Genomic DNA, 12,861 nt, shown 5'->3' with positions numbered 1-12,861 from the left:
CGAACCGGGCGTACCGTGTTGAGGGACGCGCCCAGTACCCGTCTGCACCGCCAAAGGTGTGGGCGTCTATGCGTGCAGTTTTTTGGGTTACATTACTCAGGTTTTAAGCGAGAATGGAACCATGGAAAAAATGAACGTTGAGTCCTTTAACCTGGACCACCGGGCTGTCGCTGCCCCCTATGTGCGCATTGCGGACCGTAAGATACTGCCGGGCGGGGACACCCTCATTAAGTATGATGTCCGTTTCACTCAGCCAAATAATGCGCATCTTGACATGCCTGCTGTGCACTCTATTGAACATCTGAGCGCCGAACTGATGCGCAACCACACCGATAAGCTCATTGACTTCTCCCCCATGGGCTGCCAGACCGGCTTCTACGCCCTCACTCTAGGTATTGAGCCGCAAGAATTTATGCCCATCCTTGAAGCAACGATGCGCGATATTCTAGAGGCTACCGAAGTTCCCGCCGCAAACGAGGTGCAGTGCGGCTGGGGGGCACACCATTCTCTGGGTGCTGCTCAAGAGGCCGCCCGCGGTTTCCTAGCCGCCCGCAGCGAATGGGAGCAGGTGATGGCGTGAGCGATTTTCCTTTTGCTGCGGCGCAGATGAATCCTGACGAGGTTTACACTGCCATGCTTGCTGACCTCGAAAACCTTAATGATCTGATGCTGAACTTCTCCAACGCCGTCATTATTCAGGTGGCTATGGACGAAGAAATCGCGCCGCTTCTTAACGCCACCGCCTGGGCGCAGGAACCTATTGATGAGGGCGCGGCGGTCTTTCACCCGCGCACCCTGACCGTTAATCAGCATGAGGTGCCTCTGCTGCTGGTGCGTTCCAAGATTGGGCTGGTGAACGCCGCATCCGCCGTGACCGAGGCATTGAGCTACGCCACCGACTGTTCTGGCGTGATAAGTGCAGGCACCGCTGGCGGGCTTGCCGCCACAACGAACGTGGGGGATGTGATAGTCGGTACAGAGTACACCTACACCGATGCTGATGCGAGCGCTTTCGGGTATGTGCGTGGGCAAATCCCCGGCATGCCCGAAACCTATGGCGGCCCGGATTCCGACGTGGATGATGCGGTTGCCGCCGCCGTCGAAGCTCTTGATGCTGAGCAGGCAGAAGGCGGCTGGCAGGTGTGCCGGGGGCTGATGCTTGCCGGACATTCATTCGTGACCGCCCATAATGTCAAAGACACCCGTGAGGCGTTTCCCGCCGCGTTAAGCACCGATATGGAAACTACCGCCATCGCCCAGGTGTGCCATAACTATGAGGTGCCGTTTGTGGCGGTGCGGTGCGTCTCTGATTTGTGCGGCCCTGCCGCTGGGCAAGATTTCCACCTTGGTGTGGAGGTGGCTGCTGCCCGCTCAGCCCAATACGCCTTGCGGGTTGCCGCGCACCTGTGGTTCCTGCGCGGGTACACGGATGATGCCGAAGACACAGAACAGGAATCTAAGGCGTAATACGGGCTGCAGCTGCGGCTCTGCCGGTGCTGCGCGGCGCTCACTTGCTCTCTGCGGACCCTGCCTAGTGGCGGTTCGCAGCGGGGTGAGGATGCATTTGTGGCGCACATGCAGTATGGTTATTAGGCAAGAGATTTTTCGAACCCCAGGAGAAACCCCATGAAGGTTTGCCCCACCCTCGCATCTGTCACCGGTCTGCTCGGTGGCTACAAGGTGGCTTCCACCACAGGTAACCGTCCCCTCGGCGGTGCTGTGCTGGGTGTGTGCGGCATTATTGCCTTTATGAACTGGAAGCGTAAGGCCGGGGCACCCCGCGCTACCTTCCTGACCGGTCTGTACCTGGGTGCTTTCGGCGCATCTCATCCGCTCGCCAAGAAGATTGGCGCGTGGCCTTCGGTTTACACAGTGACCGGAATAACCGCTCTCGCTTCGATCCTTATTGGTCGTAAGCGTAAGAAATAAGTCTTAGACAAGACGGCGGGTTGGCTTCGTTGCCAGCCCGCCGTTTTTGCTTGCGTCCCTCACGCACCGGGGGTTGCGGGCATCACGGTATACGGCGGGTGCGGCAGCCTCCGGCGTTGGCTTATCCCCTGTAGGGAAACGGGCCTAGCCTATCCAATCCGCTTAGCCCACCGTCCCGCCGGGCCCCGCGTAGCAGGCGCCTGGCACCCCAACCCAGTGAGGACAGTATGAAAAACACGGACTCAACGGATCGTAACCCCACACCGGTGGATACCGCTAAGGTGCAGCCGGGTACCCCGCACCTTCAGCGTGTCCTGACGCTGCGTCACATTATGTTCATTGCCCTTGGTTCGGCGATTGGTACGGGCCTTTTCTACGGTTCAGCATCTGCTATCCAGTTGGCTGGGCCTTCGGTGCTGGTCGCCTACATGGTTGGCGGCGCAGCGGTGTTCATGGTGATGCGCGCTATGGGAGAGTTAGCGCTTGCCAACCCGGTTTCGGGGGCGTTTTCGGAGTACGCTACCCGTTACTTGGGGCGCTGGGCGGGTTTTGTGACCGGCTGGAGTTACGCCCTGGAGATGGCGCTGGTCGCTATTGCGGATGTGACGGCGTTCGCCGTCTATATGCAGTTCTGGTTCCCTAATAGCCCCGCCTGGGTGTGGATTGTGTCGGTGCTTCTGATTCTGCTCGCCATTAATCTCACGAAAGTAAAAGCGTTCGGGGAGGCAGAGTTCTGGTTCACCCTAGTGAAAGTTTCGGCTATTATCGCCATGATTATTGGTGGCGTGATTCTGCTGTTTGTTGGGGTTCAGGCGCACGATTCTGTCGCACCGTCGGTTACCAACCTGTGGTCGCTGGACGGCGGTTTCATGCCGAACCAGTTCACCGGCTTCTTGGCCTGCTTTACCGTGGTGATGTTTTCTTTTGGCGGTATTGAGACTATTGGTATTGCGGCGGGTGAGACGAAAAACCCGCGTGTTTCCATCCCTAAGGCAATCCGCACCGTGCCGGCCCGCATCATGATTTTCTATGTGCTTACCCTGGGTGTGATTATGTCCCTGTACCCCTGGTATTCGGTCAGTAAAGAGAACTCGCCGTTCGTGCAGATTTTTAGTTCTTTGGGTATACCTGCGGCAGCTGGCATTTTGAATATTGTGGTGATTACCGCCGCTGTTTCGGCCATGAACGCAGATGTGTACGGTGCCGGGCGTATGCTGTACGGTTTGGCGCAGCGCGGGCTGGCCCCCGCATCGTTCCGTAGGGTGAGCCGTAACGGCGCGCCGTGGATGACCACTTTGCTCATGATCGTGGTCATGGCGGTGGGTGTGATTGTGAACGTGCTCTTTAAGGATGCTTTTGAGGTGGTTGCCTCGCTGGCCACCTTCGCCACGGTGCTGGTGTGGGTGATGATTCTGCTGGCGCACATCGCCTATAAGCGCGGTGGGTATGACACCGAGAAGCAGCCTGTGCGCCTGCCCCTGTGGGTCAGCTACCTCACGTTGGTGTTCATGGCGTTCGTGGTGGTGCTTCTGGGGCTCTTTGAGAGCACCCGTTTGGCGCTGGTGGTTGGGGGTGTCTGGTGCGTGTTCCTGCTGGGGTACTACCTTCTGGTCTTGCGGGGTAAGCAGCCCGGCGTTACCGTCAAATAGCGGGTATATTCCCCAAAAACACGGCTTGTGCAGTAGAATAGTAAGGATGCGTGTCTGCGGTCCGCGGTTGACACGCTGAGGGCTTTCGCCCAAACCCCGCGCAACAACACTATTGTGCGGGAGGTACGCGGCACTAACTCCAGGAGTTAACTTTCATGGCACTAGATCCGGCAATCAAGCAGGAAATCATCAAGGAATACGCAACCCACGAGGGCGACACCGGTTCGCCTGAGGTGCAGATTGCTGTTCTGTCTCGTCGTATCTCCGACCTGACCGAGCACCTGAAATTCCACAAGCATGACCACCACTCACGTCGTGGTCTGATGATGCTCGTTGGTCGTCGTCGCAACTTGTTGGGTTACCTCAAGAGCATCGACATCGAGCGTTACCGTTCGCTCATTGAGCGTCTGGGCCTGCGTCGATAAAGGGCTTATAGTGCGGGCGTGTCAGTCTCTCCACAGAGGCGGGCACGCCCGTAACTGCAACCTGGGGAGGGGCATGGGGTGGCAAGCAGCAACACTTGGCCGACCCCGGTTGTCTCATGATGCAATGAGCCGCAGGGGAGTGCCCCGCAAATGTGCCACGCATCGAACACAGTGAAATATTAACCTGAGGGAGCGCCCCGCGCGTTTAGGTGCGGTCCTCGGTAGCGAATTACGGGCCCCCGCCCGGGAGCGGGTGCGGCCGTGGTTTCCTATCGAAGGCCGATAGTTAGAACGCACGGTGTGCCGACCTCACCAACACAGAAAGAAGGAACCGTGGAAGGTCCCGAAATCCAATTTTCCGAGGTCGAAATCGACAACGGTGTGTACGGTAAACGTCATGTGCGTTTTGAAACTGGCCGCCTCGCCAAGCAGGCGGCGGGCTCCGTGCTTGTCACCATTGACGACGAAACCACCCTGCTCTCTGCAACCGCTGTGGGGAAGTCACCGCGTGAAGGCTTTGACTTCTTCCCGCTGACTGTGGATGTTGAAGAGCGCATGTATGCTGCCGGTAAGATTCCCGGCTCGTTCTTCCGCCGTGAAGGGCGCCCCGCAACTGAGGCCGTGCTCGCTGCACGTCTGATTGACCGCCCGCTGCGCCCCGCCTTTACCAAGGGTATCCGCAATGAGGTGCAGGTTGTCGTAACCGTTCTGACCGTTGAACCGGACGAAATCTACAACACCTTCGCCATTAACGCTGCTTCCGCCTCAACCTCGCTTTCGGGCGCACCGTTTACCGGGCCTATCGGCGGTGTGCGTATGGCTCTTATTGACGGGCAGTGGGTGTGCTTCCCCAAGTACTCTCAGCTGGAAAACGCCGTATTCGATATGGCTGTGGCCGGTCGCATCGTGACCAAGGCCGACGGCAGCGAAGACGTTGCGATCATGATGGTAGAGGCAGAGGCAACCGATAACTCCTGGAAGCTCATTAAGGAAGACGGCCATACTGCCCCCACCGAAGAGATCGTAGCCGAAGGTTTGGAGGCTGCGAAGCCCTTTATTGCTGCTCTGTGCAAGGCTCAGGCTGACCTTGTGGAGCGCGCCGGTAAACCCGCCCTGGAGCTTCCCTACTTCGGCGGACACGGTGAAGACGTTGATACCGCCGTGAAAGACTTCGCGGGCAAGCGCCTCGTGGAGGTTTACTCTATCGCGGGTAAGCAGGAGCGTGAAGCCGCTGCCGCGGAGCTTGAATCCGAGCTGATGGAAGCCCTCACCGGGGAAGGCAAAGAGTTTGAGGAGCGCGCTAACGAGGTTTCAGTAGCGTTTGCGGCTCTCACCAAACACACCGTGCGCCAGCGCATCCTCACCGAACAGGTGCGCATTGACGGTCGCGGGCTCACCGATATTCGCCAGCTGACCGCCGAAGTTGAGGTGCTGCCGCGCGTGCACGGTTCGGCAATTTTCGAGCGCGGCGAAACCCAGATTATGGGCGTGACCACCTTGAATATGCTCAAGCTGGAGCAGCAGCTCGATTCACTGCACCCGGTCAAGTCCAAGCGGTACATTCACCACTACAACTTCCCGCCGTACTCCACTGGTGAGACCGGCCGTGTTGGTTCGCCCAAGCGCCGCGAAATCGGCCATGGTGCGCTCGCAGAACGCGCACTGACCCCGGTGCTGCCCTCGCGTGAGGAATTCCCCTACGCGATCCGCCAGGTCTCTGAGGCCTTGGGCTCGAACGGCTCCACGTCGATGGGGTCGGTCTGCGCTTCAACCCTGTCGCTGCTCAATGCCGGTGTGCCCCTGCGCGCACCTGTTGCGGGTATCGCAATGGGCCTTGTCTCTGACGAGGTTGATGGCGAAACCCGTTACGCCGCGCTGACCGATATTCTGGGCGCCGAAGATGCCCTGGGCGATATGGACTTCAAGGTCGCCGGTACCAGCGAGTTCGTGACCGCTATTCAGCTGGACACCAAGCTTGATGGTATTCCTGCATCGGTGCTGGCAGGTGCACTGACCCAGGCACGCGAGGCTCGCCTGCATATTCTGGAGGTGCTCACCGCAGCTATTGATGCACCCGATGAGATGAGCGAGTTCGCGCCGCGCATCATTTCGGTGAAGGTTCCGGTCGCTAAGATTGGTGAGGTGATCGGCCCGAAGGGTAAGACCATTAACCAGATTCAGGAAGATACCGGTGCCGATATTTCCATTGAGGACGACGGTACTGTGTTTATTGGCGCGACCGATGGGCCCTCTGCTGAGGCCGCCCGCACGGCGATTAACGCCATCGCGAACCCGCAGGTTCCCGAGATGGGTGAGCGCTACCTGGGTACCGTGGTGAAGCTGACTGATTTTGGTGCGTTCATTTCGCTTACCCCCGGCAAGGACGGGCTGATGCACATTTCTGAGATGCGTAAGCTCAACGGCGGTAAGCGCGTGGTAGACACCGAGGATGTGCTGTCGGTGGGGCAGAAGGTGCAGGTTGAGATCACTAAGATTGACGACCGCGGCAAGCTTTCGCTCTCCCCGGTGGTTGATGACGCCCAGTAGTATGCCCGCTGCGGCACTCTAACTGGCGAGGATGCGTCTTCCGCACGGCGCCCCGGGTTCGGGGCCCGGTGGGAGGCGCATCCTTCGCGTATATTTGTGTGTGGTTCATATTGTTCGTGAGGTAAGGACTGACTTTTTCATGGCTATTAGCCTTCCTGTGGCGCCCGGTGAAATCGCTGAGGAGCTTGATTATGAGCGTGGCCGCCTGATTTTTGCTGGTGCTGATTCGAATGAGGTGCGCCGTTCTATCCTGCCCGGCGGAGTGCGTGTCATCACCGAACGTATGCCGGGCACTCGGGGCGTTTCGATCGGTTTCTGGGCGGGGGTTGGTTCTCGGGACGAGGCCCCGGGCATGTTGGGGTCTACCCATTTTTTGGAGCACCTGCTCTTTAAAGGCACGGCTTCGCGCACGGCGCTGGATATTGCACAGGCGTTTGATGAGGTGGGCGGCGAGTCAAACGCCCTCACCGCGAAGGAACACACCTGCTACTATGCGCGCGTACTTGACGACGACGTGTCGATGGCGATTGATGTGCTGGCGGACATGGTCAGTAACGCCCTGCTGGATCCTGAGCATCTGGAGCAGGAGCGTGGGGTGATTCTGGAAGAGCTGGCGATGGATCAGGACGACCCGACCGATGTTGCCTTCGAGAATTTTGTGGAACAGCTGATGGGTGATAACCCGCTGGGCCGCCCGATTGGTGGCACTCCGCAGGAGATTATGCAGGTTCCGAGGGAGGCGGTGTGGGAGCATTACAAGCAGTATTACACGCCGGATCGACTGGTTGTTTCAGCGGCTGGGTCGCTGGAGCACTCGCGTATTGTGAACCTGGTACTGGATGCGCTCACCCGCTCCGGCTGGAACCTTCGCGAGGGTGTGGCTCCGGCGCCGCGCCGTGTGCGCACCGAAAGCGGTATCGTTCCGTTCTCTGAGCTGCGTGAAGTCCAGAAGGGCTTCGAGCAGACCAATATTGTGATGGGCTGCCCGAGTATTATTGCGGGGGATGAGCGACGCTACGCGATGAGCGTGTTGTCGAGTGCTTTTGGGGCGGGTATGTCTTCGCGGCTTTTCCAGGAGATCCGCGAGAAACGCGGGCTGGCGTACAGCACGTTCGCGTTCTCAGGTGCCTACTCTGATGCGGGGTATTTCGGCATGTACGCCGGGTGCCTGCCCGCTAAAACCGAGCAGGTGTGTGAGCTCTTGCAGTATGAGTTTGATAAGTTGGTGTCCGCAGGAATTACTGAGGAAGAACTCAGCAAAGTACGCGGGCAGCTGGCCGGTTCAACTGTTCTGGGCAGTGAGGACTCGGGCTCCCGCATGTCCCGTCTGGGGCACGCGGAACTGGAGTCGGGCCGGTTTACGAGCACTGATGAGTTACTTCAGAAGATCCGCGCGGTCACCCTTGAGGATGTGCACGGCCTCGCCAGGTATCTGGGGCAGCAGCAGATGATCACCACAATTGTGCGCTGACAGATTTTGCTGTTCCGGTTGGTTGAAGGACGCCTATAATTTTTTTGGTAGCGAGAGTTTGGCAGGAGCAGCTGGTGTCATGATTGAGCCTCACTCCATAGAATACAGCCCCTCAAATGAGGACGGGTTGGCGTACGTTTATTTCTCGTATGGGCAGCACGAGTACTTCACGCTTGCACGTACTCCTGAGGAGGAACCCGTCATCTACTTAGAGCGTAATGACCAGTCGCTCGCTCTTGAGAGCAATAACGTGTCCTGCACGCTCAGCGGTAACACGGTGGTGTTCACCATGGGGGAGGATATTCAGCAGGCGCTGCAGGTTGGGCCTGTCGTGGAGGTGCTGGTGAATCTTGACGACCGGCACCTGCCGGAATTCCGTAGGGCGCTGGCCGCTATTTTCTCGGTGGCGCGCTCGTCGCAGGGCGCCGAGCACCCCGGCCGATAACCGATAGCGGGTCAGCCTCACCTGCTGGAAAGACCGGATGTCAGCAGGCTATGGTGTGGCTAAGAAATCCAAAAGCTGCCGGTGCAGCGTCTCGGCGGGGTACTCATCTGAGATGAGGTGCCGTAAGGCGGCAAGGATGCGTTCCTGCGGCTTTCGACTAAAGAATAGCTCGTACTGTGCGCGGGCGACGCGGGAAGCAAGATCAACTTGAGAGTATGCGGGACTGCTTAATTCACCAAGCGTGTCTGCGAGAATGCTGTACTTCTGCAGGAGCTGCTCGCTGTCGCTGAACACATCATTCTCGTGGGTACGGTACACCTGGTGCCACCCCAGCCGGGGGAGAGCAACCGGCTCCACTACGGTCTCTGAGCCTATTTCCTGAAGGGAAGAACGCAGATCATCCACGGGCCAGGTGACGGATTCAAGAAGACGTATACCAAGGTCCGCGAAGAATGCCAAATCTTTACCCTGATCCGCCAGCTCGCGGCAGAGGTCCGGTAGTTTAAGCAGACACGCATGCCGATCAAGGTAATCTTGAAGATCATCTGTGAGGTCTTCAACCGAATAATCTTTTCCCACAAGCCCCTCAACCGCACAGGTAACACGCCTGCGCGGGTCTGGCTCAAAATACGAGCTGTAGTGGGCATTGACGATTTTCCACAGGATGCGAAGATTATATCCTGCCAGGGTCGTATCTTTGGGAGCGGCAGTAGATATATGGCGGGAAGTTCCCGCCTCATCGAAAGCTTCCAGAAGGATGGAATATTTGCCCATAAGCCATTCGCTCTCCAGAAACTTTGGGTTTGTTCGGAGCTCGGCAGGATCGCGTGGAGCTGCCATATCTTCGGGCTCTAAACCCCGCATAAAAGCCCTAACATCCCAACCGTGCTGTGGAGACCGCGCAAGCAGACGAAGACAGAGACTTATGTAGAATCTAAAGTCTTCTTCACGCTCTACAAGCTCTTGAAGAAGAGACTCTAATATATCGTGTGATGTTTCCTGCTGTGGCTCCATAGAATCCTTCTGATATCGGGTGTAGGGGCGGTGCTTTGCAGAGAGTATCGTGTGCAGCTTTCACGAGTTTCTCTGAGGAGATTCCTCCCAGTTTTACTTTACCCTTGTGCTAAAGTTGAGGGAATTCGCGAAAGGAACCCCGCTATGTTCACTATCGTTGTCCCTCCCGACTACGCCGAAGAACTACAGCAAATCTGCACTCTAGATGCATCACAACGTGAGAAACTCATCAGCCTTTTAGCCCTGGCGTGGCTTGACTGGAAACAGCAGCACCTTTCAGCGCTTGAGGTGGCTGAGGATATTGTGCGTATAGTGCGTGAGCAAGAAATCTTCTCCCACGCCGAACGTCTTCAGCAATGGGCAGAGCACATGGACGAGATGTACCTTGAGGAGCTCGACGCCGATAAACCGTACGATATCGTACAACCGCTTTTCTACTGTGCCCGGTTTGCCGCCTCTTTATCGTATGCTCAAGACGCTCTTACGGAGGATAAAAGCCTGGATTATCTGCTCTACGAATACTCCTACTCACAGGAGACCGGCACCGATCACCTGATGCTTAGTGCACTTCACGCCGTGCGCGGCTAGGCACCCTATTTTCCCCGCCCCACACTACACACAGCACCCACCGCGTATACTGGGGCCTCATGAACCTGTTGCCAGAAGCTAACCTGTTATACCAGGAAATCAACGACGCCACAACGAACGCTGAGATGCGCGCCAAAGGGTACACGCCGGTGTACACCGCTACCGCAGCAGCACGCATTATGCTGGTGGGGCAAGCACCCGGCAGGATTGCGCAGCAAACCCACAAACCCTGGAATGACGCCAGCGGGCGGCTGCTGAGGCAATGGCTGGGTGTTACTGATAACGAGTTCTACAACCCGGACCTTTTCGCGCTTACCCCCATGGACTTCTACTATCCGGGTAAAGGCAAACATGGGGACAAACCGCCGCGCAAAGAATTTGCCCCCACCTGGCACCCGCGGCTGCGTGAGCTCATGCCGCAGGTGCGGCTCACCATTCTCGTCGGCTCGTACGCGCAGCGCTACTACCTTGGTACCGGCGCTAAGAAAAACCTGTCCGAAACTGTCGCCGACTATGAACAGTACCTCCCCGCCCAGCTGCCGCTGGTGCACCCCTCGCCACTGACCATTGGCTGGCGCAAACGCAACCCCTGGTTCGAAGACGAAGTGATTCCCGCCGCGAAAGAGCTGGTGCGCAGCATCATTGACCAGTAGCGGCGGCGTTGCCTGCCATCACCTGCCGGTGAAGCCCCCATACTACGGTGGGCGGTGCGGCCCCTGATACATCCGATCAGTAAAGCCGAACCGCCCACACCTTTAAGCTTGTCCTTTAAGACTGTGCTTTTGCTACCGCCTCAGTTATCACGCGCGCATAGATAACCTGCCCCGACAAATCCGGATGCACCCCGTCGGAGGTCATGAGCGTCGGGTCTTTCTGTAGCTCCTCACGGATCGTGCTGTTCCAGTCGGCCAGCACCACACGCGAAGAGTTCTTCTGGGCAAACTCGCGAATGATACTGTTCGAGTTTTCAATCCACGTCAGATTACTCGGGCCGAACCCTGTCACCACCACCAGTTTGCTGTCCTGCGGCAGAGTCTCAAGAATCTGCTCCAGCTGCCCCGGGGCGAACGTTGAGTTAGCGGCCACAGAAATTACCACGGTCTTGCGCAGCTGACCGTTGGAGGCCATTGACTTCACTATCGGGATCACCTTATCAATGGTGCGGCCTTCTTCAGCGTCCACCTGAGCATCGGGCATCGTATCGTACAGGTCGGGTTGGGTTGCCACCACAATCGAATCACCAATAATGGTGACCTGTGAAGAATCAACCTTCGGCTGCGAATCCCCGGAAGGTTCGGGGGAGGGCGCCGCGGAAGGATCCTGCGACTGCTGCGGGTCGGCCGTGGCGCTGGCGGAGGCAGACGCACGGGCCTCCTTCTTAGCCTGCAACCGCTCCTGGGCGGCCTTCTTACCGTTCTCCACAGCGGTTTGTGCACTGGTCATCTGCGGTGCACTGTGCACCGCCATTGCGGTGCTGGCAAAGCACGCTCCGGTCACGACCACAGTAATAGAGAGCGGTACAAGTTTCATCCGGTCGGTGCGTAGCCACTGCCACACCATGCGTGCACACCCGCGGAACCCGTAGCGGCGTACCGGTGTCTCAACAAAACGGTATGACAGCTCTGCCACCGCTAAGGTCAACGCCAGCACCAGCAGATTAATCAGGGGAGAACGATCGGGCCCATACAAGTAATGAGCAATGACCGCCAGCGGCCAATGCCACAGGTACAGCCCGTACGAACGCTGGCCAATCCACAGAAGCGGCGGAAAAGACAGCACCTTACGCAGCAGCTCAGAGGCGCCCACCACCATATCAGGCAGCATCCCCTGAATCACACCGATCGTCAGCAGAGAAGCACCAAACAGCCCCCAAGGGATGAAGAACTTCGCCGACTCGTGAGCGAGCACAGCATAGGGGATGAGCGCAAATAGGCACAACCAGCTGATGAGCACCCGCGCAAACGTGACCATGCCGTAGGGGCGGGACACCGTGTAGAGCACGTACTTATCCGTGGGCGGGTACAGCGACCAGGGTACCGCAAACGCCAGCAGAACGCCGCTGAGCAGACCGTACATGTGGGTATCTGTGCCGTAGTACACGCGGCTCAATGGAGCTTCGCCAGCAGCCAGCACCGTGCTGATTTTCAGCGAAAAAACCACCAGAACCCCCACAGCAATGGCGAATAAGCGCCACCTGCGCTGAAGGATAAGGGCCACAGTCACCAGTAATAGCGGCCAGATTACATAGAATTGTTCCTCAACCGCCAGCGACCAGAAGTTTGTGAACAGCTGCGGAGAAGTTTGCGTAAAGTAGTCGTTGCCTGAAAGGATAGAGAGCCAATTAGAGGAGAATGTGGCCGCGCCCAGCACCTGACGGTCAAGGGCCACCCGAATATCGCCCTGCATAATCTGGGTAATGGGGCCAATGAGAAGAATTACTAGTGCAATAGCCGGGAGCAGACGTCTGGCACGGCGTTTCCAGAACTCCAGCAGGTTAATACGCCCGGTGGTGGCTCCCTCACGCAGCAGCAGGGCCGTGATCAAATACCCGGAGATGACGAAAAAAATGTCTACACCAATCATGCCCCCGGGCACTACCGTGGGCCATAGGTGATACACGATTACCAGAGACACTGCGATGGCGCGTAAACCATCTAGCCCAGGTAATATGAATTTTTGATTCCCCTCTTCGGGGGCAATAGCGGAGGCGAAAAGCTGCTTCATTGACGGTAACTACTCCGGGTCAGATGATGGCGCAATAAATTACTGCTTAATTATAGGGTCGGTTCGTGC

At 57.7% G+C, this 12,861-nt stretch carries 12 protein-coding genes; 10 read left to right on the top strand and 2 right to left on the bottom strand.

Going from position 1 to position 12,861, the window contains the following annotated elements; all coding sequences use genetic code 11:
- Window positions 1–121 precede the first annotated feature (121 nt).
- From D8M23_RS05380 to D8M23_RS05345, 8 genes are all read left to right on the top strand, one after another.
- A complete protein-coding gene (locus tag D8M23_RS05380; protein ID WP_126853991.1) occupies window positions 122–580 on the top strand; it encodes an S-ribosylhomocysteine lyase in 459 nt (152 codons plus the stop codon).
- On the top strand, window positions 577–1,467 hold the full coding sequence (mtnN, locus tag D8M23_RS05375) for a 5'-methylthioadenosine/S-adenosylhomocysteine nucleosidase (protein ID WP_126853990.1): 891 nt from the start codon (window positions 577–579) through the stop codon (window positions 1,465–1,467). Before D8M23_RS05380 ends, mtnN begins: the two co-directional genes overlap by 4 nt.
- A gap of 159 nt (window positions 1,468–1,626) precedes the next feature.
- Window positions 1,627–1,929 (top strand): hypothetical protein, encoded by a 303-nt coding sequence (locus D8M23_RS05370; protein ID WP_006888979.1) that lies wholly within the window; start codon window positions 1,627–1,629, stop codon window positions 1,927–1,929.
- Between the two features lie 227 nt (window positions 1,930–2,156).
- Complete coding sequence (locus tag D8M23_RS05365) at window positions 2,157–3,578, top strand: amino acid permease (RefSeq protein ID WP_126499757.1); 1,422 nt, start codon at window positions 2,157–2,159, stop codon at window positions 3,576–3,578.
- A 155-nt stretch (window positions 3,579–3,733) separates the two neighbouring features.
- On the top strand, window positions 3,734–4,003 hold the full coding sequence (rpsO, locus tag D8M23_RS05360) for a 30S ribosomal protein S15 (RefSeq protein ID WP_006888961.1): 270 nt from the start codon (window positions 3,734–3,736) through the stop codon (window positions 4,001–4,003).
- A 333-nt stretch (window positions 4,004–4,336) separates the two neighbouring features.
- Complete coding sequence (locus D8M23_RS05355; protein ID WP_126500841.1) at window positions 4,337–6,550, top strand: polyribonucleotide nucleotidyltransferase; 2,214 nt, start codon at window positions 4,337–4,339, stop codon at window positions 6,548–6,550.
- A 139-nt stretch (window positions 6,551–6,689) separates the two neighbouring features.
- The gene (locus tag D8M23_RS05350; protein ID WP_126853989.1) at window positions 6,690–8,021 is read left to right on the top strand and encodes a M16 family metallopeptidase; all 1,332 of its coding nucleotides are present in this window, start codon (window positions 6,690–6,692) and stop codon (window positions 8,019–8,021) included.
- A gap of 79 nt (window positions 8,022–8,100) precedes the next feature.
- A complete protein-coding gene (locus tag D8M23_RS05345; protein ID WP_126853988.1) occupies window positions 8,101–8,466 on the top strand; it encodes an RNA polymerase subunit sigma in 366 nt (121 codons plus the stop codon).
- A 48-nt stretch (window positions 8,467–8,514) separates the two neighbouring features.
- Here D8M23_RS05345 and D8M23_RS05340 read toward each other — a convergent pair whose 3' ends face one another.
- Complete coding sequence (locus D8M23_RS05340) at window positions 8,515–9,306, bottom strand: hypothetical protein (protein ID WP_238693773.1); 792 nt, start codon at window positions 9,304–9,306, stop codon at window positions 8,515–8,517.
- 318 nt (window positions 9,307–9,624) lie between these two features.
- On the opposite strand from D8M23_RS05340, the gene D8M23_RS05335 reads away from it, so the two are divergent.
- Window positions 9,625–10,068 carry a hypothetical protein gene (locus D8M23_RS05335; protein WP_238693772.1) on the top strand — a complete coding sequence of 148 codons (444 nt, stop codon included), beginning with the start codon at window positions 9,625–9,627 and terminating at the stop codon, window positions 10,066–10,068.
- 59 nt (window positions 10,069–10,127) lie between these two features.
- Window positions 10,128–10,721 carry a uracil-DNA glycosylase family protein gene (locus D8M23_RS05330; protein ID WP_126853986.1) on the top strand — a complete coding sequence of 198 codons (594 nt, stop codon included), beginning with the start codon at window positions 10,128–10,130 and terminating at the stop codon, window positions 10,719–10,721.
- Window positions 10,722–10,836: 115 nt separating this feature from the next.
- On the opposite strand, the gene D8M23_RS05325 is transcribed toward D8M23_RS05330, so the two are convergent.
- A complete protein-coding gene (locus tag D8M23_RS05325) occupies window positions 10,837–12,792 on the bottom strand; it encodes an acyltransferase family protein (protein ID WP_126853985.1) in 1,956 nt (651 codons plus the stop codon).
- Window positions 12,793–12,861 lie beyond the last annotated feature (69 nt).

It is taken from the genome of Rothia sp. HSID18067, assembly GCF_003989445.1.
Classification (GTDB): Bacteria; Actinomycetota; Actinomycetes; order Actinomycetales; family Micrococcaceae; genus Rothia; species Rothia aeria.
Note: the sequence above shows the minus strand (reverse complement) of the source record. Positions and strands in the feature narration are given on the sequence as shown.

What these genes read in the sequence shown, in the direction of transcription:
- D8M23_RS05335 (WP_238693772.1), top strand. Translation starts at nt 9,625, where the DNA reads ATGTTCACTATCGTTGTCCCTCCCGACTACGCCGAAGAACTACAGCAA.
- D8M23_RS05350 (WP_126853989.1), top strand. Translation starts at nt 6,690, where the DNA reads ATGGCTATTAGCCTTCCTGTGGCGCCCGGTGAAATCGCTGAGGAGCTT.
- D8M23_RS05330 (WP_126853986.1), top strand. Translation starts at nt 10,128, where the DNA reads ATGAACCTGTTGCCAGAAGCTAACCTGTTATACCAGGAAATCAACGAC.
- D8M23_RS05380 (WP_126853991.1), top strand. Translation starts at nt 122, where the DNA reads ATGGAAAAAATGAACGTTGAGTCCTTTAACCTGGACCACCGGGCTGTC.
- rpsO (WP_006888961.1), top strand. Translation starts at nt 3,734, where the DNA reads ATGGCACTAGATCCGGCAATCAAGCAGGAAATCATCAAGGAATACGCA.
- D8M23_RS05340 (WP_238693773.1), bottom strand. Translation starts at nt 9,306, where the DNA reads ATGGCAGCTCCACGCGATCCTGCCGAGCTCCGAACAAACCCAAAGTTT.
- D8M23_RS05370 (WP_006888979.1), top strand. Translation starts at nt 1,627, where the DNA reads ATGAAGGTTTGCCCCACCCTCGCATCTGTCACCGGTCTGCTCGGTGGC.
- D8M23_RS05345 (WP_126853988.1), top strand. Translation starts at nt 8,101, where the DNA reads ATGATTGAGCCTCACTCCATAGAATACAGCCCCTCAAATGAGGACGGG.
- D8M23_RS05325 (WP_126853985.1), bottom strand. Translation starts at nt 12,792, where the DNA reads ATGAAGCAGCTTTTCGCCTCCGCTATTGCCCCCGAAGAGGGGAATCAA.
- D8M23_RS05365 (WP_126499757.1), top strand. Translation starts at nt 2,157, where the DNA reads ATGAAAAACACGGACTCAACGGATCGTAACCCCACACCGGTGGATACC.